This window comes from Acidimicrobiales bacterium, from assembly GCA_022452145.1.
In the GTDB taxonomy this organism is placed as follows: domain Bacteria; phylum Actinomycetota; class Acidimicrobiia; order Acidimicrobiales; family MedAcidi-G1; genus UBA9410.
Genome location: JAKURY010000021.1, coordinates 1 through 23793 on the forward strand (window position 1 = coordinate 1; position 23793 = coordinate 23793).

Sequence of the window (23793 nt, forward strand, 5' to 3'; positions counted from 1 at the left end):
AGCTCGCGGTCGCCGCTGTAGCGCTCATCGGCTAGCCACTCGCGCTCAGCACCCCAGTAGATGTCCTCTTAGGGCGCCCAGATGTCCACGCGCCCGCCGCCGAAGCCGAATGTCTCGCCCCCCATTGACTCGAGCGCAACGTTGCCGGCCAGAATGAGCAGGTCGGCCCCCGAGATAGCGCGGCCATACTTCTGCTTCACAGGCCACAGCAGGCGTCGTGCCCTGTCCAGGTTGGCGTTGTCCGGCCAGCTGTTGAGGGGGGCGAAACGCTGCGCGCCGGTCCCGCCTCCACCACGGCCGTCGCCGACGCGGTAGGTGCCGGCCGCGTGCCACGTCAGCCGAATCATGAGTCCGCCGTAGTGGCCGAAGTCAGCAGGCCACCAGTCCTCCGAGTCCGTCATCACCGCGGCGATGTCGGCTTTCAACGCCTCATAGTCGAGGGAGTTGAAGGCTTTGGCATAGTCGAAGTCCTCGCCCATCGGGTTCGACTTGCGATCGTGCTGGTGCAGGATCCTCAGATCCAGCTGTTCGGGCCACCATTCTTCGGTGGCTGTGTTCCCTTTTGTGGTGTTCGCGCCGGAGAATGGGCACTCACTTGCGTCGTCTGACATGGATTCCTCCAGAGTCGGTTCGGTGGAGTCGCGGTGGTCAATCTAGATGACGGCGCTACTCAGTCCTCCAAGTAGAACTGCTCGTTCTGTCCTCGAAGCAGCGAGGCTCATTCTTCGCCGTAGCGGGGTACGTCTGATCCCATGAGATCCGTGAACAGTTCCAGCACCTCGTCGGGTTCGGCATGGCGGCCGGTCTGAGCCTTGGAGTAGATCAGGTCCCCGTCAACCGTCACGTTGAACACGCCGTTGTCTCCCGTCACGAGTAGCAGGTCGGCGATGACGTGCTGGTAGTTGGTGAGTAGGTCCGAGGCCGCGCCCACGGCGCGGGCTGAATAATCTCAGGGAACGCAGTAGGTGATCTCTACGTGGTGGTTTGCCATGCCTGAACCCTAGGCGCGGCCGGGGGGAGTGGTCCGTGCTCCGGCGACCCAGACGGCGCCGGGTCGGACGGCGAGGGTGCACGGAAGCGAGCCGAAGGGTTCTCCGTCGGCCCTGAGGCCGGGCTCGGCATCGAGGGACTCGATTCCGACGGTGGCGGCCCGGAACATCGAGACGTCGGGATGGTCGAGGTGGGCTCCCGTCCTGACCTTCGCGAAGGACCGGAGCAGGCTGAGGCGGCCCACCTCGCCGACGACGCACACGTCGAGCAGGCCGTCAGTCGGGTCGGCGTCCGGACAGATCCGCATCCCGCCACCGAAAAAGGCGGTGTTAGCTACCACCACGACGGCGGCAGCCAGGTCGACGACCTCGCCGTCCAACGTCAGGCGGTATCGGCGGGGCCGCATGCCGGGCAGCTCTGCCAACGTGGCCAGCGTGTAGCGGGACGGGCCCCGGGGGAATCGCATGGCTTCGGCTCGGACGTTGACGGCGGCCGGGAAGCCGGTGACGCAACTGGTCACCGCATGGCGGTGGCCATCCGATATCAGATCGACCGGCACCGGATCCTCCAGGGCCCGATCGATCCGGTCCTCCAGCGATCCGTCCCGCAGCCCCAGCGCCTCCGTCGCGTCGTTGCCGGTACCACCGGCCACCAGGCCCAGCACGGTGGCCGATCCAGCGGCAGCGTCGGCGGCGATCTGGACGATGCCGTCTCCTCCGAAGGCCACCAGCCTCTGGGTCCCCGTCGTGACAGCGTGCGCGGCGGCCGCCCGGGCGGCATCGGCGGACGTGGCGTCCAGGAGCAGCGGTTCGATGCCGTGGGCCCTCAGCCGATCCACCACCCGGTGGACGTCGGCGGCGGCGCGACCCGAACGGGCTGCTGGGTTGACGAGGAGTGCCACCTGCGACATGGGGGCCATCTTCGCCCATCGGTAGCCTCACCCCAAGAACCGGCCAGAGGCCGGCCCTACCAGACAGGAACCTCCATGCGTCTACGGACCGCCATCGTCCAGCCCCTGGGAGCGGCTCTCACAGCGGCTCTCGTGGTCGGCGCCTGCGGAGGGGGAGGTGGCTCTCCCATAGGGGAGGCGCCGGACGAGGGCGTGCTCCGGATCGTGGCCGACGACACCCAGGACTTCGATGCCGACACCTACCGGGTCGCTGCCGGTGAGGTCCGGGTCGAGTACGTCCAGTCCGGCTTCCAGGCCCACACGCTGGTCATCGAGGGACTGGAGGAGCAGATGCGCCTGGAGGTCGAGAACGGTGGCAGCGACGCCCACACGGTCACCCTCCAGCCGGGGCGCTACATCCTCTACTGCGACGTGGCCGGCCACCGTGAGGGGGGCATGGAGGCCCGGCTGCTGGTCGAGTAGGAACTCCCGCCCAGGGGCACTCGCCGAAAAGCCGAGAACGGCCCGCCCCGGAGGGCGGGCCGTGTCGCGTTCGCGGTCGGTCAGGCGAGGATCTCGAACAGCAGGTAAAGCACCACGGTGATTTCGAAGCCACCGATGATCGTGCTCTTGTGCTTGTCCAGGAGAACCTTGTTGACGGCATTGTCGTAGCCACCGATCTTGCCGAGGGCCGAGAGTTCCGTGACGGCCCAGATCACCAGGAAGACGATCCAGATGGTGAGCCTGGTACCCGAGTCCGGGTTGCCGAAGTTCATGCCGAAGTGGCTGGGGAACATCATGAAGAAGATCAGCGGGATCGAGAACAGCGTGTTGACCCGGCTGGCCCGAGCGGCCCGCTTGGCCGCTGCCGGCGCCTCGGGGTCTGCCATCCCGCCCTCGGACACCGCCACCGAGGAACCGATGGCGACCTGCTGGGCCGGCCAGATGACCATCCAGACGTTGGCGGCCATCGTGGTGCCGAGCACGAAGCCAAAGGCGATGCCCATGCCGGAAGCCGACCTCCAGTAGGCCCCGCTGTCCAGCACCTCCTGATGGAACAGGATCCAGATGCCGGACACCCAGGTCAGGGCGGCGGCCCAGCGGAACCACCACAGGGTGCGCCAGGTGATCTTGCGCAGGGCCTCGCCACGTGCAGCGTCGCCCATCTCGGCGAAGGCCGAGCCCTGGATGAAGTTGAAGAAGTAGAGGAGGCCGATCCAGGTGATTCCACCCAGATAATGGGCGTACCGGCCGACGGCCTGGCCGCCTCCCGTCATCCCCATCCAGTCACTGAACAATTCCACGAAGGTCTCCCTCGACTCGGGGTGGACTTACCGGTCGATCATGGCACGCGCCGCGTGTGCCGACAACGACCGGACGGTCACTGTGGACCTCGGGTCAGGCCGGGCCTCAGTCGACGGAAACGTCGGCGAATCTCTCCCTGAGCGTCTTCTTCGAGAACTTGCCGACAGAGGTCTTCGGCACCTCGGTGATGAACTCGACCCGGTCGGGCATCCACCACTTCACGACCCGTCCCTCCAGCCACGCCAGGATGTCCTCGGCCGAGAGGTCGGTGCCCTCGACGGGGACCACGCACGCCATGGCCCGCTCACCCCACCTGGTCGAAGCGATGCCGATGACGGCGGCCTCCGCCACGTCGGGATGGGCCATGATCTCGTTCTCGAGTTCCACCGAGCTGATCCACTCGCCGCCCGACTTGATGAGGTCCTTGGTGCGGTCGACAAGGCGTATGTAGCCCTCCGCGTCGGCCGTGGCCACATCGCCCGTCTTCAGCCAGCCGTCGGCCGTGAACGACTCGGCCGACCGGTCGTCGTTGTAGTACGTCCTGGCCACCCATGGTCCGCGGACCTGGAGTTCGCCCCGGGACTCCCCGTCCCACGGCTGCTCCTCGTCGGTCTCCTGGTCGGCGATCCGGAAGTCCACGCACGGGGTGACCAGCCCCACGGCCGTGCGGAGATCGGCCTTGGCATCGTCGTCGAGGTGGCCCAGGGTCGACTTGATGTTGCAGACGGCGGCCAGTGGGCTGGTCTCCGTCATGCCCCAGGCCTGGAGGAGCGGCAGGCCGGTGGTCTCCCGGTAACCCTCCGAGAGAGATCGGGGGACGGCCGAACCACCACACGGGATGGCCCGTAGGGCCGAGACGTCGCGACCCTCCAACTCGGGCAGGACACCCATCCAGATGGTGGGCACGCCTGCCGCCACGGTCACACCCTCGTTCTCGATCAGGTCGGCCAGCGACGTGGCCGACAGGTCGGCGCCCGGCATGATCAGGGTGGCCCCGGTAGCGACGCCGGCGTGGGCAAGGCCCCACGCGTTGGCATGGAACATCGGGACCACCGGCAGGATCACGTCCCGTTCGTTGATGCCGAGGGTGTCGGCCATCATCGCCCCGAAGGTGTGCAGCACCATCGAGCGGTGCGAGTAGACGACCCCCTTTGGGTTCCCGGTGGTACCGGACGTGTACATCATCGACCCGGCCCGGTTCTCCTCGACCCGGGTCCAGTCCACCGGTGATGCCACACCGAGCAGGTCCTCGTAGTCGTGTACCGCTGGCCGGATGGCGTCGGGATCGGGAGCCGGGGCACCGTCGTCCATGAGCACCACGTGCCGGACCGTCTCGAAGACGTCCATGAGCGGCCAGATCAGGCCGGCCACGGAGTGGTCCAGGAAGATCACCTCGTCCTCGGCGTGGTTCACGATGTAGGTGAGCTGCTCCGGGAACAGCCGAAGGTTGAGCGTGTGGGAGACCCTGCCGGTGCACGGCGGGGCGAAGTAGAGCTCCAGGTGGCGGGCGGTGTTCCACGAGAAGGTGGCCACGCGACCGTCCTCGCTGATGCCCAGGTCGTCTAGCACGCCGCCCAGGCGGCGGGTCCGCTCACCCCACTCGCCGTAGCTGATCCGTTCGCGACCGGACGGGGTGGCGGTCACCACCTCCTTGTCGGCGAACAGGCGGGTGGCGCGGTCGAATACGTGGATCAGGGACAACGGCGTGTCCATCATCAGGCCATCCATGGTGTGGCTGTCTCCTGTGCTCGCTGGTCGGCTCTCGCTTGTCGGTCCTGTGGGGTCGAGTCTCTATCGGGTCGAGTCGGCGTGGGCGAAGACGGCCTCGACGAGGGTCACCAGGTCCGACCTCTCGTCGTCGTCCAGGACATCCAGGTCAGCGGCGCTAGCAGCGTCGGTGGCATCCTCCACGAGCGAACGGGTGGCATCATCCTGCGGGCCGGCGGACAGGTCCTGATAGCCGTGCATGGCAGCCCACCTTTCGCCGTCGGCGGCCAGGACCATGCCCATCGGGTCGACGTCGGCGGAGCGTGATTCCACGACGTGGTGGCAGAGGCGGAGCTCACGGGCTGCCTGGGTCATCAGATAGGCCCGTCCCGCAGCGTCGGGTGGCCGTGCGGCGTCCCGCCATCCCACTGCCAGAGGGAGGTCGGACATGTCGGCGGCGTCCAGGACGCTGGCCAGGAGGTCGGCCAGGCGTTCCGCCCCGTCGAACCCGTCGAGGTACGTGCGGCCCAACTCCACGCAGACCTGTGCGTAGACGGCGCCGCCCTCGGACCGGGTCAACGCAGTGTCCTCCGCCCAACCGGCGGTGATGAAATCCCGATCAAAGAAGTAGGCGGCATCGGCAGCTTCGTCGGCCGAGACGTCACCCATGACGCCAAGCCGACCCTGGACGTAGCCTGCCATGCCGTCCGGGAGGCCCAGCTCGACGCACCTGCCGAAGGTGGACCGGTCGAGCATGAAGCGGGCCCCCAGGCTCCCGATCGGATCGGCAATGCGTCGGGCGGTGGTGAGGGAGTCCATGGTTGCTGCTCCTCCGTGAACTGCGTTCCTGCGAGGTGGCCGTTCACGGGCCGGGCCCGCGGACGGTACCAGCCGCTCTCCACCCTCCTTGAGCCGAGGCCTTCAGCCGAGCGCCGCAATCACGCCCAGGACGGTCAGGGACCCGTTCCGGGCCAGGTCGCGCCACGACAGCGGTCGGCTCGACCAGGTGCCGAAGCAGCCGCAGGAGTCCCGGTGGCCGGCCAGCAGGCGTCCGGCGATGAGGGTGGTGAACGCGACCAGCAGGGCGACTGCGCACGGGCCGCCGGTACGCGGGTCCACCAGGAGCAGGGCGGCGGTGGCCAACTCGGTCACGGGGACGGCGACGGCCACCACGTGTGGACGGGGAAGGCCGAACTCCTGCATCGACCTCCGGGTGGCTGCCGGGTTGACGAGCTTCAGGCTGGCGGCGATCAGGAAGGTTCCGGCCAGCAGGATGGCGGCCACGGTGGCCAGGGTGTCGAGCACGTCCTGTTCCTCCCTGTTCCCCGTGAAACCCCGTCAGTACCCGAGTGCCACGTCGACCGGGGCCAGCAGGTCCTCGCCGTCGCAGAACCGCCGGACGTTCTCGGCGACGAACGGTTCCAGGAGTTCGAGGCCCATCTCCGGGGTGTTGCCAATGTGTGGCGTGATGAGGCAGTTGGGCAGCGACCAGAGCGGGTGCCCGTCCGGCAGTGGCTCCGGGTCCGTCACGTCGAGGGCCGCACCTCCGATCCGACCAGCTCGGAGCGCTTCGACGAGAGCGTCGGTCACGACATGCCCACCACGGGCGACGTTGACGAGCACGGCGTGGTCGGGGAGAGCGTCGAGTTCCGGCCCGTCGATGATGCCGGACGTCTCCGCCGTGAGGGCCAGCGCCAGCACCAGCACGTCGGTCAGAGGCAGAACCTCGTGGAGCCGGGCTCCTGTAATGGTCCGGTCGGCGCCGGGAACCGGCGTGTCGGAACGACGCACGACGGTCACGTCGCATCCCCACGGTGCGAGCAGGGGAAGCAGGTGGCTGGTGATGCCACCGCCGCCCACGATCGTGATCCGGCTTCCCGCCAGGATCCGCCCCTCCGGCCCGCTCCACGAGCGCATCCGGGCGTAGCCGTGGAGGTTCTTGCCCAGCGCCAGGATCTGGGCCACCACCGTCTCGGCCACCGCCGGGGCATAGACGCCCTTGCCGCACGTCCACGTCCAGCGGTCATCCAGGTGGTGGGCGAACGGTTCGATGCCCGCGTAGGGGAGCTGTATCCACGACAGCCTGTCCGCATCACCGACGATGTCCGGAAACGGGTCCGTCCGGGCTGGGTCGGCCCAGATCAGGCCTTCGGCGTCCCGAGATTCCACCAGACGCCCGCCACCCGTCGAGACGGCGCGGCACATGGCGTCGTACATGACCGGTCGGCTGTCGGGTGCGACGGCGATGGGACGGCTCATCGGACGGTCTCCAGAGGTGGTACGGGGCCTGTGGTCGGTCGGGGTCGTAGCGGGTTCGGGCCTGAAGCCCGTTCAGGTCTGTAGCGGCAGGAGTTCGGTGGCGACGTCCTCGACCGTCGCATGCCAGTCGGACGGCTCGTCGAGGGGGAACGCCACGAATTTCGAGGCGCCGACGGAGACGAGTTCCTCCAGCCGGGAGCGCAGGCCACGGATCCCGTGTGCCACGACCTCGGCGGGGTCCAGGTCCGGCTGGCGGGCCCGTAGGCGTTGGGCGAACCGTTCGGGCAGGGCGTCGTGGACGAACGGCACCAGGGCACCGAAGTGCTCCGGGTCGATGGACCGCCCGTGGGCGGCGGCGGTCTCCGACACCAGCCGGATCCCGTCGGCGACCGCTGCGGGGGTGGTGAACGACGGAAGCCAGCCGTCGCCGAGCCTGCCGCACCGCCGGAGTTCCGACGGCGCCTGTCCGCCCAGCCAGACCTCGAACGGATCCTGGACCGGCCTGGGCAGGATCCGAACTCCGTCGAGCCTGAACCGCTCGCCGTCGTGGTCGACCACGTCCCCTGTCCACAGTCGACGGATAAGCGGTAGTGCCTCGTCGAACCAGGCGGCCCGTTCCGAGCGTTGCACGCCGAAGGCCTGCTGCTCGGCGGTGTCGGCGATGCCCAGACCGAAGGCTGGCAGGGCCCTACCGTTCGAGATCCGGTCCAGGCTGGCCAGGGCCTTGGCACACAGCACGGGGTTGCGGCCCGGCAGCACCATTACCGCCGGTCCGAACTTGAGCCGCTCGGTCCTGCCGGCGGCATACGCCATGGCCACCATCGGGTCCAGCGTGGCACTGCCGGCCCGCTCGCTCACCCACAGGGAGTCGAAGCCAAGCCGTTCGAGGTCGTCGACCAGGTGGCCGAAGGCGTCGTGGTCGTCGGGGCGCGCCGCGCCTCCGAAGCCGAAGCCGACGCGGATCCGCACGTCGGGCTGGTCAGCCCAGCGCAGCGGTTCCGGCGTATGGCGCCGGATCGCCGGTAACGGGAATCTCAGGCCGCGACCACCGGGTTATGTCAGCCAGTTCGGCAGCGGCCCCGCGCCAAGCGGCAGGATCCCAGCCCTCGGCACTTCCTATGACAGACCCGTCCTGGCGGATGGCCACGAAGGCCGGCAACGTCTCGAGGCCCAGCGAGCGGACCAGGGAGCGGTCCGGGTCGGCCAGCGTGAGGATCTGGTCGGTCAGCGGGCCCAGGAAGCGACTGGCTCCGTCGACGCCGGCACCCGTGACCAGAAACGCCACCCGCACGTCGGCCTCGCTGAAGATGCCCAGGATGCGACGGGCGGTGTCCAGAAGCCAGGAACTCTCGTGGGTGAACGGGTCCAGTACGACCGCAGCCATCGGAAAGGTGGTCAGGAACTGCGACAACGGACGGGCGTCGCCGCCCACCGGGTGCAGTTCGATAGAGAGGTCAGGTGGGTTCGCCACGGGCGGTGACGCTAGCAAGGACTCATGCGGTAGAGCCCGGGACGTCGGTCAGGGCCCCGGTCAGAGCATCGAGGGCCTCGTCGGCCAGTGACCGCATCTCATCGTCCGTACGGTCCTGGATGGGGTGCGCCACGAACACCCGGGCCACGTCCAGGCCGAGCGCCCGGGCCTGGGCCTCGGCTGCCTCGGAGAACGGTTCGGAGGCAACGAACACCCCTGGGAGGCCTCTTCGTTCCAGATCGTCGATGTCGTGCACACTGCACGTCGTACAGGATCCTCAATCGGCCAGTGCCTCGATCACGGCATGGCAGTGGGTGGCGATCTCGTGGCGCAGGTCGGCGGGTGCCGGCTTGGTGAACGTGGGCTTGGCGTAGCGACGGACCAGTGCCCCCTGCCCGATGAGCCGTTCCTCGAGGCGGTCCAGGAACACGTCGCCCCTCGGCTTGTTGATGTCGAGCAGCCCCACGGTCAGGCCCTCCAGGCCCACTGGTCGGGGGTTCAGGGACCGCTGGCCGGGCGTCGCCTCGGCGGTCGGGTCCAGGACGGTCACCGGTTCTGTCATCGGGTTATCTCCCTGCTGGTCGGTTCGCTTCCCATCGGTCCGTTCAGCCATCCACCGATGATGGCCGAGAAGAGGCCGGCCGGTCCGCCGGCGTGGACCACCAGAAGCCCGCCCGGTCGGAATTTCGGGAGGGTGAGCCCGGCGAGGTCCGGGGGCAGGCCCTCTTCGATGCCGCCGGTACCGGCCAGGATCCCGTCGGCCTCCACCACGAGGTGGCGCCCGAGTTCCTCCATGAAGCGTTGGCGGTCCCATCCGGCGTCAGAGAACCGGGCCATGTGCTCGGGCGACACGACCAGCAGGCCGTCCATGCCCATGACGGTCCGCGGAGACACGCTAACCAGCAGGCCCTCGGCCAGCATCCTGACCAGCGAGTCAGCCGATCGGCTCTTCTGGTCGACCACTATCCGTGGACCCTCGCCACAGAACGCCGTTACGACGTCCTGCGAGCGGCTAAAGCCCCGGTCCTCGGCGAGGGTGGTCCACGGGGAGCCCACCTCGTCCTCGGCGAAGCAGAAGCCGAGCTTGGACATGCTTCCGTGGGTGGCACGGTCCACGCCTCCCGGGGCGCCACCGCCGACGTTGCGGACGACGAGTTGCACGGCGCGACCGATCGTGGCGTTGGCGCGGTTGCCGTGCCCCAGGACGTTGACGCCGCTGTTCATGCCGATCTCGGCGGTGATGGGCCCGTTGACGACGAGGACCGGCCCCACCCCCATGGTCGTGGCCAGGATCCCGTGCATGTTGAACTCGTCCGTGCAGACCGCCTCCAGGGCGGCAAGCACCACCGGTAGGTACTCAGGGCGGCAGCCGGCCATCACCGAGTTGACCGCCACCTTCTCGACGGTGCACTCGACGAGGTTCGGTGGCACCAGGGCCACGACCTCGTCGGCTGCCCTCGATGTGCCCTCCAGCATCCGAAGCACCCGGGCCTCCGTGGGCGGGACCAACGGGAGCCCGTCGGTCCAACCACGGTCGTACAGCGCCTCCACCTCGTCCTCCAGGGCGCCGATCCGGATGCGCCGCGAGGCCAGGCCGGAGTCGCCGTAGCGGGCCCGCAGTTCGTCGATCCGCCCGGGATCGACCGTGAGGGACCCTCAACCGGGCTTGAAGACCGGCAGGTCCGGTCCCAGGTGGTCGAGTTCTGTGAGCTGCTCCCATCTGTCACGGTCCCAGCCGGCCGTCCGCCCGACCTCCTCGCCGTCCACGATCTGCAGGAGGGTGGGAACGGCCTCTATGTCGAGGTGCCAGCTGACGGCCAGGTCGGTGTCGTCCACCACCCAGTCGGCCACTTCCGGGAAGGTCGGGTCGTCCTGCGAAAAGACGGTCAACCCAGCTCGGCTCGCCAGGTCGGCGAGCACCGGCTGAACCAGTTGACAGGCCGGACATTCGGCCTTGACCACGACGACGAAGCCGTCAGAGAGCCCTGTGGTCTTCACGTCTGCGGCCACGCGCAGAGTCTCACACTGTTTCGGAGCGGGTGAGAGATCGGTCACAATCCCGCCAGCGCGACCGGAAGCGTCCGTACCCTCCACGGTCGATGGGGGAATCTCTCGATGTCACGTTCTATGGCGTTCGTGGTTCGACCCCCTGCCCGTGCGACGAGAACCGCCGCTATGGAGGCAACACCTCCTGTGTGGTCCTAGACGTGCCCGGCGGGGAGCCGATCCTGTTCGACCTCGGCACCGGCCTTCGCTTCTACGGCGTGGCCGAGCCCTGCACCGAGGTGCCGTTCCGCGGCACGGCCCTGCTGAGCCACCTGCACTGGGACCACGTGCAGGGCCTTCCCTTCTTCCCGCCGCTGCACTGTCAGGGTTCCCGGCTGGACGTCTACGGCCCGGGTGAGGACGGCCGGTCGTTGGAGGACTCGTTCGATGCCTTCATGAACCCGCCCTTCTTTCCGATCTGCATCCGGGACCTACCGGGTCAGATCACCTTCCACGACGCGACCAGCGGTTCGTTCGACGTCGGTCCTGCAAGGGTGACCGTCGGCGAGGTTCCCCACGTCGGGGCCACGTTCGGCTACCGGGTCGACTGGGAGGGCGTGAGCGTCGCCTACGTGAGCGACCACCAGCAGCCGGTCGACGATCCCCGCCGGGTCGTCGACTCGGTCCTGGAATTGGTCGACGGGGTGGACCTTCTGATCCACGACGCGCAGTTCACGCCCGAGGAGTTCGCCGAGCGCCCCGACTGGGGCCACTGCACCGTCGACTATGCGCTCGAGGTGGCCCATCAGGCGACAGCCGGGGAGCTGGTGCTCTTCCACCATGATCCGGCGCACTGCGATAGCACCATCGACGGGTTGCTTGCAGCGGCGATCGACCGGGCAGCCGGCCTCGACGTCGGCTCGGTCTCGGCGGCTGCCGAGGGGCGGACGGTCCATCTCAGCCCGACCTCGGCGCCCGCCGCGCGCTCCTGAAGCGTGACCCGGCGCAGTCCGGGCCAGGTCTCCCCGCTAGCGTCGGAATCGATCGGACCGACGACGGGGACGGAGGCTTCAGGTGGACACCGGGATCGACGGCGACCTATACCGGAAGGTCCTGGGGCGCTATCCGACCGGGGTGACCCTGGTGACAGGCATGGCCGGTGACGAGCCGCTGGCCATGGTCATCGGGTCGTTCGTCTCGGTCTCGATGGATCCACCGTTGGTGGGCTTCCTGCCGGGCAGGAACTCGAACACCTGGCCCAGGATCGAGGCCAGCGGCTCGTTCTGCATCAACGTCCTGTCCGATGCCCAGGAGGCCCTCGCCAACGCCTTCTTCCGGAGAGACGGGGACCCCTGGGAGGGGATCGGTTGGGTGCCGGCCACCTCGGGGTCGCCCGCCATCCCGTCCTGCCTTGCCTCCATCGACTGTTCGATCAACGAGGTCGTCGACGCCGGTGACCACCTGTTCGTCATGGGGTTGATCACCGACCTCTCGCACGTGGACGAGGGATCGCCTCTTGTGTTCCTGGGCGGGCGGTACGGCGAGTACCGCCCGCTGGGCTGATGGCCGTGTACGCCCTGGGCGACCGGGTTCCCCAAGTGGACCCGACCGCCTACGTGCACCCGCTGGCCGTGGTGATTGGTGACGTGTTGCTCGGGCCGGAGTCCAGCGTCTGGCCCCATGCGGTTATCCGGGCCGACGACAACCGCATCAGCATCGGTGCCCGGAGTTCCGTGCAGGACAACGCCGTCCTCCACTGCACGAGCCACCTGCCGACCATTGTGGGCGCCGACGTCACCCTGGGTCACCTCTGCCACCTGGAGGGCTGCACGATCCAGGACCGGGCGCTGGTGGGCGTTGGGGCGGTGGTCCTTCACGAGGCTGTGGTCGGAAGGGGGGCGATCGTGGGGGCCAACGCCGTGGTCCGCAACGGCCAGGTCGTGCCGCCGCTCTCCATGGCCCTGGGCGTGCCGGCCGTGGTCCGCGAGGGTGTGGTCGCTGAGGACGCCAACATGGCAAATGCCGAGATCTACGTCCAGCGGGGCCGCCATTTCCGTGAGTCGCTCCGCCGTGTCGACTGAGCAGGTGGCCATGGGAGAGGGGGCCTCCGGTAGAGTCGTCGACACTCTCCAGAACCACCGGTTCACCTCCGATGGCCTGGCCCTGGCCGCCCACATTGCCCGTCCACCCGACGCTGGAACGGGCCTGCCGGGGGTGGTGATCTGCCACGGATTCCCGAGCGGCCCGGACGGTGGGGCCAATTCCGTGGCCACCTTTCCGGAGTTGGCCTTCCGGATCGCCACCGAGCTGGGGTGGGTGGCGATGGTCCCGTACCTCCGGGGGATGGTCGGCTCCGACGGCGATTTCAGCCTCGACGGGTGGCGGGACGACGTGGTGGCTGCCGCCACCGACCTCGGGTCCCAGCCCGGGGTGGACCGGGTGTGGGTGGTCGGGTTCGGCAGCGGAGCTTCGCTGGCCATCTGCGCGGCCGCGATCGACGACCGGATCCTGGGCGTGGGTGCCCTGGCTGCACCAGCCGACTGGTCGGACTGGGCGGCTAATCCGCGGCGCCTGCTGCTGTACGCCCGCGACGCCGGGCTGCTCTCCGTGGAGGACGCGCCACAGGACTTCGGACGCTGGTCGTCGGCGCTGCGCGACGTCTCGGCGGAACGGGCGGTGCAGTCGATGGCGCCACGCGACCTCCTGCTGGTGCATGGCACCGACGACGAGATCGTTCCGCCGCTGGACGCCCGGGTGCTGGCCAGCCAGCACGGCTCGGCCGACCTGCGGATGATCGCCGGTGCCGGTCACCACCTGCGCCACGACCCGCGTGCCATCGCCACCCTCCTGGGTTGGCTGGACCGCCAACGGCGCCAACACACCTGAGCCGGGAGGCCCCGTCCTGCCTTACCATCCCTGGGTACAGGCGCCGCTACAGGAGCCTTCGGATCCGCCGCGCAGCGGGCATTCGTGCTCTGGGATTGTTACTATCTGCATAGGAGAAATCCCAGCAATCACGACGGAGGCTTTCCGTCAGGTCGCTTCAGGAGCCCGGTCCCAGGAGAGGAGAAACCGATGACCACAACCGATCTCGGTCTCGACCTGAGCCGCTACAAGCTCGGCTGGAGTGACGAGGAGAACTACGTCTTCAAGCCCAAGAAGGGCCTGAACGAGGACGTCATCCGCGAGATGTCGTGGATGAAGGGCGAGCCGGATTGGATGCGGGACTTCCGCCTGAAGTCCTACAACAGGTTTGGCCGCAAGCCCATGCCGTGGTGGGGCGGCGACATGTCGGGCATCGACTTCGACAACATCTTCTATTACATCAAGCCGACCGAGTCGCTCGTCGACGACTGGGACGACGTCCCCGAGTCGATCAAGAACACCTATGAGAAGCTCGGCATTCCCGAGGCCGAACGCAAGTACCTGGCCGGTGTCACCGCCCAGTACGAGTCCGAGGTCGTCTACCACCGCAACCGCGAGGACCTCGAGGAACAGGGCGTCATCTTCTGCGACATGGACACCGCCCTACGGGAGTACCCGGATCTGGTAAGGGCCTACTTCGGGCGGCTCATTCCGCCCGGCGACAACAAGTTTTCCGCCCTCAACTCGGCGGTGTGGAGCGGTGGCTCGTTCATCTACGTGCCGCCCGGCGTGAAGGTGGAGATGCCGCTGCAGGCCTACTTCCGGATCAACGCCGAGAACATGGGCCAGTTCGAACGCACCCTGATCATCGCCGACGAGGGCTCCGAGGTGCACTACATCGAGGGCTGCTCTGCGCCCGTCTACAGCACCGACTCCCTGCACTCCGCCGTGGTGGAGATCGTGGTAAAGAAGTCGGCCCGGGTCACCTACACGACCATCCAGAACTGGTCCTCGAACGTCTACAACCTGGTGACCAAGCGGGCCTGGGTCGAGGCCGAGGGCCACATGGAGTGGATCGACGGCAACATCGGATCACGGCTGACGATGAAGTACCCGGCGGTCATCCTGGCTGGCCCGAAGGCATCCGGCGAGGTGCTCTCCGTGGCCTACGCCGGGCCGGGACAGCATCAGGACGCCGGCGCCAAGATGACCCATGCGGCACCCGAGACCACCTCGAAGATCGTCTCGAAGTCGATCTCCAAGGACGGTGGCCGGACCAGCTACCGCGGTCTGGTACGGGTGGAGGACGATGCCTACGGCTGCAAGAGCCACGTCCAGTGCGACGCCCTGATCCTCGACGATGAGAGCATCTCGGACACCTATCCGTACATGGAGGTCGGGTCGGCCGATGCGGTGATCGGCCACGAGGCCACCGTCTCCAAGGTCGCTGACGACCAGCTCTTCTACCTGATGAGCCGGGGGCTGACCGAGGAGCAGGCCATGTCGATGGTGGTGAACGGCTTCATCGAGCCGATCACGCGGACGCTCCCGATGGAGTACGCCGTCGAGTGGAGCCGGCTCATCGAACTCCAGATGGAGGGCTCGGTCGGCTGACCGGACTGGCCCGAGACAAGGCGGTCACCTGATGGGGGACCGAAGCGGGGCACACTGAGTCCATGCCGATGCGTCAGGACTGCAAGAACTTCGAGAGCCGGAGTTACCCAAACGGTGACACCGTGCGGAAGTGCAACCTGGACCTGGCTCCCGAGGCGCCATGGCGGTGCCCTGACGACTGCCCGTCGTTCGCCAAGCGCCGCGTAGATGTGAACTGGAGCCACGGCACGCTCATCACCCCCGCGACGCCCGACGAGCCGGCCAGCCTCGGCGAGGACGGGAGCATCGCCGCCCTGCTGGACGCGGCGGAGGACATCATCAACGCGGCCGGTCCCAAGGTGAAGGCCGACCTGGACGCCGAACGATCCGGGAAGGGTCGTTTCCGCCGGAGGAAGGGCGGAAGCGGAAAGGGAAATGGGAGGGGAAAGGGCCGCCGCAGGAAGTAGCCCCCCTGGTGGGAGTGGCCCGCCGTCGCCGTATGAGTTCAGGGGCCGTCGGCCAGGCGGACCTCGACCACGGCGACGAGTGGAACGTGCACCGAAGAGCCGTCGGTACAGGAGACCATCAGCAGGTCGACTCCCAGACGGGAGAAGGTGCCGGCCACCGGATCCGGCGAGCCGTCGACCGTCACATGGACGGCTGGCTGCTCCGCGACCAGTCGATCCAGGGCCGATCGCAGGTCCAGCCTGTCGACCACGTCGTCGACCGGACGGTCGCCGACGAGGTCAGGACCCCCGGGTGGGAGTCGGATGGCAGTGACGGCATCGCGGCGCAGCAGGCAGAGCTCACCACTGACCAGCCGTGGCGATCGCCGGCACTTACAGGTCCGGGTGGCTCGCGGGAGCCGGCGCCAGTACCCCGGGGCCTGTAGGACGATGCCCGTACCCCGGCACCTGTACCCCGACACCTGTAGGTCGGCACCCATTACCCTGTTTCCAGCACATGGAGTCGACCACCGTCACCCTCACAGTTCCCGGCAACGACCTCATGTCGGACCTTGTCGGCGAGAGCGACGTGCTGCTCAGACGTGTCGAGGGGGCGTTTCCCGGATCGGAGATCCATGTCCGGGGCAACCGGATCACCATCGACGGGCAGCACGCTGCCACCGTCCGACGGGTGTTCGACGAGGTGGTGGCCCTGCTCCAGAGCGGGTTGCACGTCGATGAGCGGACCCTGGACCGGGCGATCGACATGGTGAAGGCCGACGAGCGGCCATCCGAGGTGCTGACCACCGAGATCCTGCGATCCGCTCGGGGAAGGCCCGTCCGTCCCCGGTCGGTCGGGCAGAAGCGCTACGTCGAGGCGATGACCGACGGGATCATCACCTTCGCCATTGGACCGGCAGGCACCGGCAAGAGTTGGCTCGCCGTCGCCATGGCCGTCCGTACACTCCAGGCCGGCCAGGTGGACCGCATCGTCCTGACCCGGCCCCTGGTCGAAGCCGGAGAACGGGTGGGATTCCTGCCCGGCGACCTCATGGCCAAGGTAGACCCGTACCTCCGCCCGCTCTACGACGCCCTCTTCGACATGGTCGATGCCGAGTCCGCCCAGCGACTCCTCGACCGGGGAATGGTGGAGGTGGCACCCCTGGCCTTCATGAGGGGGCGCACCCTCAACAACAGCTTCATCATCCTCGACGAGGCGCAGAACACCACGCCCGAGCAGATGAAGATGTTCCTCACCCGGGTCGGCTTCGGATCCCGGGTCGTGGTCACCGGCGACATAAGCCAGGTCGACGTCCCCGACGGGAGGAGCGGCCTGGAGGGCCTGGAGCCGATGTTGACCGGGATCGACGGGCTGGCCTTCGTCAGGCTCAGCGCCAGGGACGTGGTCCGCCACCGGATCGTGCAGGACATCGTGGAGGCCTACGAGCGGGCAGGCTCCGGTAGTTCCGGTAGTTCCGGTAGTTCCGGTAGTTCCGGTAGTTCCGGTAGTTCCGGTGGCGACGGGGCCACCGTATGAGCCGACAACCTCCTGAACGTTGGCCCGAGGTTGGACCGAGGGTGATCGTGGACGACGAGCGGGCCACCGGTAGCCCGAACCATGCGGTGGACGTGGACCGATGGGCAGGGTTGGTCGCGGACGTCCTTGCAGCGGAGGGTTTGGGCGATCGACCTGTGGAGGTCCACGTGCACTTTGTGGACGAGTCGGCCATGGAGGACCTGAACCGTGAGCACATGGGTGGTGAGGGTCCGACCGACGTCCTCGCCTTCCCGGTGGACGACCCGGCCACGGTTCCCGACGGGATCCCCGTGCTCCTGGGCGACGTGGTGGTCTGCCCCGTGGTCGCCGCCAACCAGGCCTCGGCCCATGCCGGCGACTTCACCTCCGAGGTGTCGCTCCTGCTGGTACACGGTGTCCTGCACCTCCTGGGCCACGACCATGGCGAGCCGGAGGAGGCCGAGGCCATGCGGGCCCGGGAGCGGGACCACCTGGCCCGGTACGGGATGGTCCGTCCGTGAGCATGGCGGCCGGGCTCACGGTCGTCGGGCTCCTAATGGCGGCCAGCGGCGTCCTGGTGGCAACCGAGACCAGCCTCCTGTACATCCGCCGTGCCAGGGCCGAGGTCCTGACGGACCCGGATGGGGGCCGTCACGGAACCGACGACCGGACGGCGGACCTCCTGGGTCTGCTGGACGACGGCGTGCGCGGGCTGGGCCCGGTGCTTCTCGTGCTGATGGCCCTCCGCCTCGCTGCCGCCGGCCTCCTGGCAGTACTGGTTGCCGACCGCCACGGCGCCGGGTGGGCTGCCGGCGCCATGGCTGCGCTGCTAGTCGTCGGCTTCGTTCTGACCGACGTGCTGCCCAGGACCCTGGCGCTGCGATCGACCGACCGGCTGGTCCTTCGCCTGGCTCCCTTCGCCCTGGCCGTCGGTCGGGTCCTGCCGGTCCGCTGGCCGGCTCTGGGCCTGGTGGGGCTGGCCGAACGCCTCCTGCCCCGCCCCCTCAGGACGGGCGGTCCGTTGGTCTCCGAAGAGGAGATGCTGGCCGTAGCCGACCGGGCCCTCGCCTCCCTGTCGATCGATGCCGACGAGCACGACCTGATCGAGTCGGTCATTGCCTTCAGCAACACGCTTGTACGAGAGGTGATGGTGCCCCGCCCCGACATGGAGTGCATGGCTGCAGACCTGACGGTGGCCGAGGCCATGGAGGTGGCGGCCCGCAACGGCCACAGCCGGGTGCCGGTGAGTGGCGACGACGTCGACGACATCATCGGCGTGGTCCACGCCAAGGACCTGATGCGGGCCCACCTGGACGGGAGCGACGCCGTTCCCGTCAGCGGGTTGGCACGGCTCCCGCGCTTCGTTCCGGAGACCAAGCAGGCCGATGACCTCCTGCGGGAGATGCAGGCCGACCGGTACCACCTGGCCATCGTGGTCGACGAGCACGGTGGAACGGCCGGCCTGGTGACCATGGAGGACCTCCTGGAGGAGGTCGTGGGAGAGATCGAGGACGAGTTCGACCAGGTCGAGCCCCTGGCCCAGCCTCTTGCCGGTGGCGGCCTGCGGGTCCATGGGCGCATGCCGATCGACGAGCTGAACGACCTGCTGGGAGAGACGCTGCCGGACGGTGACTGGGACACGGTCGGTGGCCTCATCTTCGACGCCCTGGGCCACGTGCCGGAAGTGGGCGAGGCCGTGGAGGTTGCCGGCCGCCGGTTCGAGGTCGAGCAGGTGGAGGGTCGCCGGATCACCCGTGTCCGGATCGGTGTCCCCGGGGAACCCCGGTGACCGGCATGATCGCCGACGGCGGGGATGGGCACCGGTCGGGCTTCGTGACGCTGGTAGGTCGGCCCAACGTCGGGAAGTCCACCCTGCTCAACCGGTTCCTCGGACAGAAGGTGACGATCGTGTCCGACAAGCCGCAGACGACCCGGACCGAGGTGCGCGGCGTGCTCACCCGTCCCGGGGTACAGGCTGTCTTCTGTGACACGCCGGGCATCCACAAGCCCAGGACGCTGCTCGGCGAGCGGCTGAACAGGACGGCCCGCGCCACCCTCGGCGACATGGACGTTGTGCTCTTCCTCGTGGAGGCCGACGGCGGCATAGGCAGGGGGGACGAGTTCATCGCTGCGGGCCTGCCGAAGGACCGCACCGTCCTGGTTGTCAACAAGGCGGACAGGGTGGGACGGGACCGGGTCGCCGAACAGCTGGTGACAGCCAGCGGCTTCGAGTTCGACGAGTACTTCCCGATCTCGGCCCTCACCGGCGAAGGCGTGGATGCCCTGCGTGAGCACGTCCTGGCCCGCCTGCCCGAGGGACCGCAGTTCTACCCGGACGACATGGTCACCGACGTGCCCGAGGCGTTCTGGGTGGCCGAGCTGGTGCGCGAACAGCTCCTTGCCATTGTGAGGGAGGAGCTCCCGCACTCCATCGCCACCCGGGTCACGGAGTGGGAGTGGCCCCGCATCCGCTGCGAGATCCTCGTGGAGCGTGACTCCCAGAAGGGGATGGTGATCGGGAAGAAGGGAGCGGTCCTCAAACAGGTCGGAACCGCGGCCAGGGCGCAGTTGCCGGAGGGCGCGTTCCTGGAACTCGTGGTCCGGGTGGACAAGGACTGGCAGCGTCGGCCCCGGGCACTAGACCGACTCGGCTACTGACTTCCAGATCCGGCTCCACGGATGTGACCGGACCCGAGGAACCTAGCGCCCTGGGTCAGAGCCCCTCCAGGAACGCCACCACCTCGGCAGGATCCGAGGTGCGGGCCATCGGTGGCATGGCCTCCAGGAGGTCCGACCGGTAGGACCTGCTGGTGGCCAGGCGCCTGTCCAGCACCGCCACCACGCCCATGTCATCGCCGGTGCGGATGAGGCGACCGGCCCCCTGGGCCAGGTCGGTGGCGGCTCGCGGAAGGTCTATCTCACGGAATGCCCCATCGCCGACCAGGTCCCGTCGGGCGCTGAGCAACGGGTCGTCTGGTCTGGGGAAGGGAATCCTGTCGATGACGACCAGCGAAAGGCTCGGACCGGGAACGTCGATGCCGTGCCAGAGCCCCTTCGTGCCGAAGAGGCAGCTCGTTTCGTCACCGGCGAAACGGGCCATGAGGAGCGGTTTGGGAAGGTCGTCCTGGTGCAGGACCGTCCACGGGAGGCGGTCCCGGAGCGCCTCGACGGCCTCGTCCACGGCCCGTCGACTGGTGAACAGGGCGAGCATCCTGCCACCGGCGGCGTTCGCCAGGCGTTCGATCTCGTCGTGGCAGGCCGCCCGGTACCCGTCGTCGCGTGGGTCGGGGAGCGAGGTGGCGCAGTAGAGGAGTGCCTGTCGTTCGAAGTCGAACGGGCTGCCGACGTCCTCGAACCTGTGCCGATGGTCGGCCAGGCCGAGCCGGACGGCCAGGTTGGCCGGCACCGTGGCGCTGGTGAGTATCACCGTGCGGTCGCCCCAGAGACGCTGGTCGAGGACCTCGGCTACCTCCACGGGTGCCACGTGGAGTACCGGCCGGTCGGGCCGACCATCGACCCATGCCACCTTGGGGCCCGGGATCGGACCACCGTCCAGGTCGAGCACAGCGCCGATGTCGTCGGCGAGCGCCTCCAACGCCTGTAGGGCACGGGCCCGACGGGCCGCCACGTCGCTGGGGCCGTCCCTCGGCACGTCCAGGATTTCGGCATGAAGCCTGGAGAGCCGGGTCTCGGCCAACTCGAGGGCGCTCCGCAGGACATCGTCGTCGGCCGGAACGAGTCGGTGGCCCACGTGCCCGGCGAGGGCGGCGGCCAGGCGGCCCGCCAACTCGTCGACCTCGTCGAGCGCCAGGGATCGCGTCAGGATTGCCCCGGCGCTCCGGACCAGGGCGGTGAACCGGCCGCCCCTCAGCTCGAACCCACATGCCTGGGCCAGGATGTCCTCCGTCTGGTGGGCCTCGTCGAGGATGGCCAGCTCGTGCCCGGGGAGTATCTGGCCGCCCGTGGCTACGTCGATGCCGTAGAGGTGCAGGTTGGTGACCACCACGTCAGCGGCGGCGGCAGCCGCCCGAGCCTTCTCGGTGAAGCAGTCCCCGCCCCGGGGGCACCTGGAGGCGCCCGGACATTCGTGGGAGCCCACGCTCACCGCGGCCCAGGTGGCAGGCGTCGGCTGGATCGGAAGGTCCGCCCGGTCACCGGTGTCGGTCACCGCGGCCCAGCCGGCGATGGCCTCCAGTTGGCCCGCCTCGGCCGCCTCGGCCAACCCGTCCAGAGCCTGCTGGCCGTCAGAGGTGGCCACCTCGTCGAGCCGCTGGAGGCAGACGTAGTTGGAGCGGCCCTTGAGGACGGCGAACCGGAACGGCTGGTCGAGGTGTTCGGAGAGGAAGGGCAGGTCCTTGTCGGCCAGCTGGTCCTGGAGGGTCTTGGTGGCGGTGGCGACGATGGTGGTCCGCCCCGAGAGGATTGCGGGCACGAGGTAGGCGAGCGACTTTCCGGTACCGGTACCGGCCCTGACGACAAGGTGCGTTCCGGCTTCGACCGACTCGGCGACCCGACGGGCCATGGCCTCCTGGCCGGGGCGGCGCTCACCACCGCCGGGCAGGGCGCCGCAGACCTCCTCGAGGGTGATCGCAGCCTCCTCAGCCCTGTTCACCATCTGGAGGCTACGGCCAGCCTGACGGAGCGGGCTCGACGCAGCCGGTGCTGACACCGTGGGATCCGAAGCGGCGGGTAGTTTCGACACGTGCTTTCATCGGACCTCGACCGGGCCCGGATCCCCGGCCACATCGCCTGCGTCATGGATGGCAACGGACGATGGGCGGAACAGCGGGGCCTGCCCCGCACCGAGGGCCACACGGCCGGTGAGCAGGCGCTCTTCGAGGTCCTGGACGGTGCCGATGAGCTGGGCGTCCGGTGGTTCACCGTCTACGCCTTCTCCACGGAGAACTGGCGTCGACCGGTCGACGAGGTCCAGTTCCTCCTGCAGTTCAACGAGGAGATCCTCCTGAACCGGCAGCAGGAGCTCCACGAGCGCAACATCCGCATCCGGTTCATCGGGCGAAGGGACCGGAGGGTTCCCCGTCGGCTGGTCCGACGCATGGAGGAGGCCACCGAGCTCACCCGGGACAACACCGGGCTGACGTTCACCATCGCCTTCAACTACGGCGGCCGGGCCGAGTTGGTGGACGCCGTCCAGCGGATCGTCGACGATGGTGTGAAGAGGGTGTCGGAGAAGACGATCGCCCGGCACCTCTACGACCCGGAGATGCCCGACCCCGACCTGGTGATCCGCACCTCCGGCGAGTACCGGGTGTCCAACTTCCTGCTCTGGGAGCTGGCCTACAGCGAGCTCGTCTTCAGCGAGACGCTCTGGCCCGACTTCCGGCGGGAACACCTGTACGCGGCCATCAAGGAGTACCAGGACCGGGACCGGCGCTTCGGTGGGATCGACGGGGTCTACGAGTCAGGCTGATGAGCCTCTACCGCGACGACGGCATCGTGCTGCGCACCTGGCGGTTCGGTGAGGCGGACAGGATCGTGGTCCTGTTCACGGCCGGGCACGGCAAGGTCAGGGCCGTCGCCAAGGGGGTCCGCAAGACCCGGAGCAGGTTCGGCGGACGGCTGGAGCCGACCAGCCACGTCGCCGCCCAGTTCTTCGCAGGTCGGGGCGACCTCGACATCGTCACCCAGACCGAGACCATCGACCGATTCGAGGGACTCCGCTTGGACCCGGACCGGTTCGCCGACGCCTCGGCGCTGCTGGAGGTCGTAGACGTCGTGAGCCTGGACCGAGAGCCCGACGAGCGCCGCTACCAGATGCTGCTCGGGGCACTGCGGATACTGGACGAGCGGCCGTCGGCGCTGGTGGTACCGGCGTTCTACCTGAAGCTGCTCGCCAACGAGGGGTTGGCGCCGCAACTGGACGGGTGCGTGCGCTGCGGCACCGAGGGACCACTTGTGGCCCTGGACGTCGGCGAGGGGGGAGTCCTGTGCGTCGACTGTCGTCGGGGACGACCGGTCAGCGAGCCGGCCCTGGCCGTGCTGCGGGCGATCCTGGGAGGCGGGTTGACCGATGCGCTGGAGGTGACGGATCCCGGGGTCTGCGGTGAGGTCGACGCCCTGGCGACCGCTGCGGCGGAGTACCACCTCGAAAGGCGGCTCCGGTCACGAAGGGTCATGGACCACGCCTGACCGGCATTGTGCCGGCAGGCACGACGGCTCAGATCAGATCGTCGCCCGGGATCTGGCCGCCGGCTGGGATCTCTTCCAGCCCGGGTACGAAGAAGGGCTGACCCGACCAACCCCGGTCGACCACCAGGGTCGCACCGATCCGGTCGCCGATCCGCCTGTGGCCCTTGCTGCCAAGGATCAGGCCGGCTTCGATGATCGGTATAAACGGGATAGGAACCACCCAGGGCAGCGTCCTACCGGCGGCGCCCCGGAAGCCGGGGAGGCCTCCGTCATAGCGGTTGACCACCCGTAGCCCGGTCACCGCCTTGCCGAGGCTGAACCCGGTTGCCATCGTCAACACGACATGGTTCAGGACCATGAGGACGGTTGCCGTCCAGATGACAGAGGGATCGATGGTCAGGTTTCCGGAATCGTCCAGGTAGGCCACACCCCCACGGTGGACCAGGAGGATGACTATGGCCATGAACAGGCTGTCCAGGATCCACGCCACGAAACGTCGCCCTGCAACCGCGGTGGGGTCGTCGGTGGCGGCGCCACCACCCCTGAGTCGGTCGACGATGTTCACCCGCCCATTCTGGCCCCGGATCCGCCCGGATCGTCGGCGTTCGCCGCGAGG

Annotated in this window: 29 protein-coding genes and 1 pseudogene; 13 read left to right on the forward strand and 17 right to left on the reverse strand. The window is 68.5% G+C overall.

Annotated features, from left to right (window positions below; genetic code table 11):
* Positions 1-71 precede the first annotated feature (71 nt).
* The 3 genes and pseudogenes from MK177_08265 to MK177_08275 form a co-directional block, all read right to left on the reverse strand.
* Positions 72-539 (reverse strand): annotated as a pseudogene (locus tag MK177_08265) (catalase-peroxidase).
* A 179-nt stretch (positions 540-718) separates the two neighbouring features.
* Entirely contained in the window at positions 719-931 is a 213-nt protein-coding gene (locus MK177_08270; GenBank protein MCH2427310.1) for an Rdx family protein, read from the reverse strand.
* A gap of 69 nt (positions 932-1000) precedes the next feature.
* Entirely contained in the window at positions 1001-1909 is a 909-nt protein-coding gene (locus tag MK177_08275) for a hypothetical protein (protein MCH2427311.1), read from the reverse strand.
* Between the two features lie 66 nt (positions 1910-1975).
* On the opposite strand from MK177_08275, the gene MK177_08280 reads away from it, so the two are divergent.
* Positions 1976-2362 carry a hypothetical protein gene (locus tag MK177_08280; GenBank protein ID MCH2427312.1) on the forward strand — a complete coding sequence of 129 codons (387 nt, stop codon included), beginning with the start codon at positions 1976-1978 and terminating at the stop codon, positions 2360-2362.
* Between the two features lie 80 nt (positions 2363-2442).
* Here the strand turns inward: MK177_08280 and MK177_08285 are convergent, their stop codons facing one another.
* The 11 genes from MK177_08285 to MK177_08335 all read right to left on the reverse strand — a co-directional run bounded on the left by MK177_08285 (position 2443) and on the right by MK177_08335 (position 10631).
* Positions 2443-3183, reverse strand: a complete 741-nt coding sequence (locus tag MK177_08285) for a urate hydroxylase PuuD (GenBank protein ID MCH2427313.1) — start codon at positions 3181-3183, stop codon at positions 2443-2445.
* 106 nt (positions 3184-3289) lie between these two features.
* Positions 3290-4912: a long-chain fatty acid--CoA ligase gene (locus MK177_08290; protein MCH2427314.1), complete on the reverse strand. Its 1623-nt coding sequence runs from the start codon at positions 4910-4912 to the stop codon at positions 3290-3292.
* Between the two features lie 63 nt (positions 4913-4975).
* Entirely contained in the window at positions 4976-5710 is a 735-nt protein-coding gene (locus tag MK177_08295) for a hypothetical protein (GenBank protein MCH2427315.1), read from the reverse strand.
* Between the two features lie 102 nt (positions 5711-5812).
* On the reverse strand, positions 5813-6196 hold the full coding sequence (locus MK177_08300; protein ID MCH2427316.1) for a DoxX family membrane protein: 384 nt from the start codon (positions 6194-6196) through the stop codon (positions 5813-5815).
* Between the two features lie 33 nt (positions 6197-6229).
* Positions 6230-7150: a D-isomer specific 2-hydroxyacid dehydrogenase family protein gene (locus tag MK177_08305; GenBank protein MCH2427317.1), complete on the reverse strand. Its 921-nt coding sequence runs from the start codon at positions 7148-7150 to the stop codon at positions 6230-6232.
* A 72-nt stretch (positions 7151-7222) separates the two neighbouring features.
* Entirely contained in the window at positions 7223-8119 is an 897-nt protein-coding gene (locus tag MK177_08310) for an LLM class flavin-dependent oxidoreductase (protein MCH2427318.1), read from the reverse strand.
* Between the two features lie 10 nt (positions 8120-8129).
* Positions 8130-8621 (reverse strand): hypothetical protein, encoded by a 492-nt coding sequence (locus MK177_08315; GenBank protein ID MCH2427319.1) that lies wholly within the window; start codon positions 8619-8621, stop codon positions 8130-8132.
* Between the two features lie 22 nt (positions 8622-8643).
* On the reverse strand, positions 8644-8877 hold the full coding sequence (locus MK177_08320) for a hypothetical protein (GenBank protein MCH2427320.1): 234 nt from the start codon (positions 8875-8877) through the stop codon (positions 8644-8646).
* Between the two features lie 21 nt (positions 8878-8898).
* Positions 8899-9183 carry a hypothetical protein gene (locus tag MK177_08325; protein ID MCH2427321.1) on the reverse strand — a complete coding sequence of 95 codons (285 nt, stop codon included), beginning with the start codon at positions 9181-9183 and terminating at the stop codon, positions 8899-8901.
* On the reverse strand, positions 9180-10130 hold the full coding sequence (locus MK177_08330; protein ID MCH2427322.1) for a hypothetical protein: 951 nt from the start codon (positions 10128-10130) through the stop codon (positions 9180-9182). Before MK177_08330 ends, MK177_08325 begins: the two co-directional genes overlap by 4 nt.
* 147 nt (positions 10131-10277) lie before the next feature.
* The gene (locus MK177_08335; protein ID MCH2427323.1) at positions 10278-10631 is read right to left on the reverse strand and encodes a thioredoxin family protein; all 354 of its coding nucleotides are present in this window, start codon (positions 10629-10631) and stop codon (positions 10278-10280) included.
* 89 nt (positions 10632-10720) lie between these two features.
* Between MK177_08335 and MK177_08340 the strand changes: the two genes are divergently transcribed.
* The 6 genes from MK177_08340 to MK177_08365 all read left to right on the forward strand — a co-directional run bounded on the left by MK177_08340 (position 10721) and on the right by MK177_08365 (position 15532).
* A complete protein-coding gene (locus tag MK177_08340; GenBank protein MCH2427324.1) occupies positions 10721-11599 on the forward strand; it encodes an MBL fold metallo-hydrolase in 879 nt (292 codons plus the stop codon).
* 82 nt (positions 11600-11681) lie between these two features.
* Positions 11682-12170, forward strand: a complete 489-nt coding sequence (locus MK177_08345) for a flavin reductase family protein (GenBank protein MCH2427325.1) — start codon at positions 11682-11684, stop codon at positions 12168-12170.
* A complete protein-coding gene (locus MK177_08350) occupies positions 12170-12688 on the forward strand; it encodes a gamma carbonic anhydrase family protein (GenBank protein ID MCH2427326.1) in 519 nt (172 codons plus the stop codon). The genes MK177_08345 and MK177_08350 overlap by 1 nt, the downstream gene beginning before the upstream one ends.
* A 10-nt stretch (positions 12689-12698) precedes the next feature.
* On the forward strand, positions 12699-13493 hold the full coding sequence (locus tag MK177_08355) for a prolyl oligopeptidase family serine peptidase (GenBank protein MCH2427327.1): 795 nt from the start codon (positions 12699-12701) through the stop codon (positions 13491-13493).
* A 189-nt stretch (positions 13494-13682) separates the two neighbouring features.
* Positions 13683-15086, forward strand: coding sequence for a Fe-S cluster assembly protein SufB (gene sufB / locus MK177_08360; GenBank protein ID MCH2427328.1), 1404 nt, complete (start codon positions 13683-13685; stop codon positions 15084-15086).
* Positions 15087-15148: 62 nt separating this feature from the next.
* A complete protein-coding gene (locus tag MK177_08365; protein MCH2427329.1) occupies positions 15149-15532 on the forward strand; it encodes a hypothetical protein in 384 nt (127 codons plus the stop codon).
* A 38-nt stretch (positions 15533-15570) separates the two neighbouring features.
* On the opposite strand, the gene MK177_08370 is transcribed toward MK177_08365, so the two are convergent.
* Positions 15571-16011, reverse strand: a complete 441-nt coding sequence (locus tag MK177_08370) for a hypothetical protein (GenBank protein MCH2427330.1) — start codon at positions 16009-16011, stop codon at positions 15571-15573.
* A gap of 17 nt (positions 16012-16028) precedes the next feature.
* Between MK177_08370 and MK177_08375 the strand changes: the two genes are divergently transcribed.
* The 4 genes from MK177_08375 to era are packed head-to-tail and all read left to right on the forward strand — an operon-like array spanning position 16029 to position 19685.
* Entirely contained in the window at positions 16029-17048 is a 1020-nt protein-coding gene (locus tag MK177_08375; GenBank protein ID MCH2427331.1) for a PhoH family protein, read from the forward strand.
* Between the two features lie 41 nt (positions 17049-17089).
* A complete protein-coding gene (gene ybeY / locus MK177_08380) occupies positions 17090-17548 on the forward strand; it encodes an rRNA maturation RNase YbeY (GenBank protein MCH2427332.1) in 459 nt (152 codons plus the stop codon).
* Positions 17549-17550: 2 nt separating this feature from the next.
* A complete protein-coding gene (locus tag MK177_08385) occupies positions 17551-18816 on the forward strand; it encodes a hemolysin family protein (GenBank protein ID MCH2427333.1) in 1266 nt (421 codons plus the stop codon).
* Between the two features lie 5 nt (positions 18817-18821).
* A complete protein-coding gene (era, locus tag MK177_08390) occupies positions 18822-19685 on the forward strand; it encodes a GTPase Era (GenBank protein MCH2427334.1) in 864 nt (287 codons plus the stop codon).
* A gap of 55 nt (positions 19686-19740) precedes the next feature.
* Here era and MK177_08395 read toward each other — a convergent pair whose 3' ends face one another.
* Positions 19741-21639, reverse strand: a complete 1899-nt coding sequence (locus tag MK177_08395; protein ID MCH2427335.1) for an ATP-dependent DNA helicase — start codon at positions 21637-21639, stop codon at positions 19741-19743.
* A 90-nt stretch (positions 21640-21729) separates the two neighbouring features.
* On the opposite strand from MK177_08395, the gene uppS reads away from it, so the two are divergent.
* Together uppS and recO are read left to right on the forward strand one after the other, a co-directional pair.
* The gene (uppS, locus tag MK177_08400; protein MCH2427336.1) at positions 21730-22458 is read left to right on the forward strand and encodes a polyprenyl diphosphate synthase; all 729 of its coding nucleotides are present in this window, start codon (positions 21730-21732) and stop codon (positions 22456-22458) included.
* Entirely contained in the window at positions 22458-23177 is a 720-nt protein-coding gene (gene recO, locus MK177_08405; GenBank protein MCH2427337.1) for a DNA repair protein RecO, read from the forward strand. Before uppS ends, recO begins: the two co-directional genes overlap by 1 nt.
* A gap of 28 nt (positions 23178-23205) precedes the next feature.
* On the opposite strand, the gene MK177_08410 is transcribed toward recO, so the two are convergent.
* A complete protein-coding gene (locus MK177_08410) occupies positions 23206-23742 on the reverse strand; it encodes an RDD family protein (GenBank protein MCH2427338.1) in 537 nt (178 codons plus the stop codon).
* Between the last annotated feature and the right edge of the window lie 51 nt (positions 23743-23793).